This window comes from Streptomyces purpureus (assembly GCF_014648195.1).
Lineage (GTDB): Bacteria > Actinomycetota > Actinomycetes > Streptomycetales > Streptomycetaceae > Streptomyces > Streptomyces purpureus.
In genome coordinates, this window is record NZ_BMQQ01000030.1 from 12,162 (window position 1) to 13,812 (window position 1,651).

The following is a 1,651-nucleotide window of genomic DNA, read 5'->3' on the forward strand; positions in this document are numbered from 1 at the left end:
CCGGGCCAAGGGGGCGAAGGCCATGACGCCGGCCGCGGTGGCGAGGGCTCCGGTGCGCGCGGTGAGGGTGGCCTGGAGGGGGATCAGGGCGCGGATACCTGCTCCGACGGCGTGCTGGGTGAGAGGGGGTGAGGGGTTGAGAGCGGCGTGGAGGAAGGGGGTGGCGGTGGTGCGGAGGTAGGCGGAGGCGATGGTCGCGGTGAGGATGCGGTGCCCGGGGGTGGGTGAGGGAAGTTTCCGCGATTTCCCGTGGCCCCCCTGGCTCGCCGGCCCCCCGGTCCTCTCCGGGCTCCCCTGGCTGTGCGCTCGCCGGCCGTACGTATCCGTCAGTGCCGCCCAGGCCACGGCTGCCGTTGTGCCGATGGCCGCCAGGGGGGTGAGCGTGGAGCCGCCTTGGGTCTCGTGGCGTGACAGCGATGTCACTGCGTAGGTGTGGGCGGCCAGCAGGGCGGCTGAGGGGAGGGCTCGCGGCATGGCCGCGGGGGAGGTGGCGGCGGCGCCGAGGAGGAGGTCGAGGGCGCGGGCGGTGGCCATGGTGGCCGGGGCGGCCCGGGTGTGTTTGAGGTGGAGGTCGTAGGACCAGACCGTGGCCGCGAGAGCGGTGGCGGTGGCCAGAGGGGTGCGGCCGGCGCGGGCCGCGAGGGTGAGGCCCGCCGCGGTGAGCGCAGCCGAGGCGGTCAGGGCGGCGGCGGGGGTGACGCGGCCGGAGGGGATCGGGCGGTGCGGGCGGTCGTGGGCGTCCTCGTCGCGGTCGGCCCAGTCGTTGAGGGCCATCCCCGCCTCGTAGAGGCAGAGGGAGGAGCCGAGGGCGAGCCAGGTGGCCCGGCCGGGGCGGGTGCCGGTCGCCGCGGCGCCCGCCAGCGCGTCGCCGGGGACCGTGAACAGCGCGGAGATCCGCAGGAGTTCCGCCCAGGCCCGGCCTCTCGCCCGCCTGCTGAGCGGGTCGGTTCCCCGCGGGCTCATCGCGTCTCCCCCAGCCGCTTCGCGAAGCCAAGGAGGGCCTGGTACTGGTCGGCCAGGGCGGCCGGGCCGTCGCCGTCGGGGTCCTTGAAGTAGAAGGCGAGCTCGTTCAGCGGGCCTGAAAGGCCGGCTTCGTGGGCGCGGGCCGTCAGGCGGGCCAGGTCCAGGACGAGGGGGGCGGCGAGGGCCGAGTCGCAGCCCTGCCAGATCGTCTGGAGGATCATGCGGGTGCCGAGGAAGCCGTCGAAGGCGATGTGGTCCCAGGCGGTCTTCCAGTCGCCGAGGGACGGTACGTCGTCGATGTGCACCTCGCCCTGCGGGGTGTGGCCGAGCACGTCCGTGAGGACGCGTTCCTTGCCGGCGTTCTTCGCGGCCGCCGCGCCGGGATCGGCCAGGGCCGCGCCGTCGCCGCCGCCCAGGAGGTTGGTGCCCGACCAGGCCCGTACGGTCAGGGCGCGCTGGAGCAGCATGGGGGCGAGTACGGAACGGAGCAGGGTCTGGCCCGTCTTGCCGTCCCGGCCGGCGTGGGGAAGTCCGGCGGCGAGGGCGGCGGCGGTGAGGGCGGGGGTGCGCAGGCCGGTGGAGGGGGTGAAGTTGACGTAGGGGCAGCCGGCGCGGAGCCCGGCGGCGGCGTAGAGGGAGCTGGGTGGGAGTCCGGCGCCTCCCGGCGCCGGCGGTCCCGCCGTCCCCC

General features: G+C 76.0%; 2 protein-coding genes. Both read right to left on the reverse strand.

Going from position 1 to position 1,651, the window contains the following annotated elements:
- On the reverse strand, nucleotides 1–963 hold a 963-nt coding region (locus IEZ01_RS28470), incomplete at its 3' end, for an SCO3242 family prenyltransferase (protein WP_189204509.1).
- Nucleotides 960–1,651, reverse strand: a 692-nt coding sequence (locus IEZ01_RS28475) for an inositol-3-phosphate synthase (RefSeq protein ID WP_189204511.1), incomplete at its 5' end; no start/stop codon positions are given. The genes IEZ01_RS28475 and IEZ01_RS28470, both read right to left, overlap by 4 nt.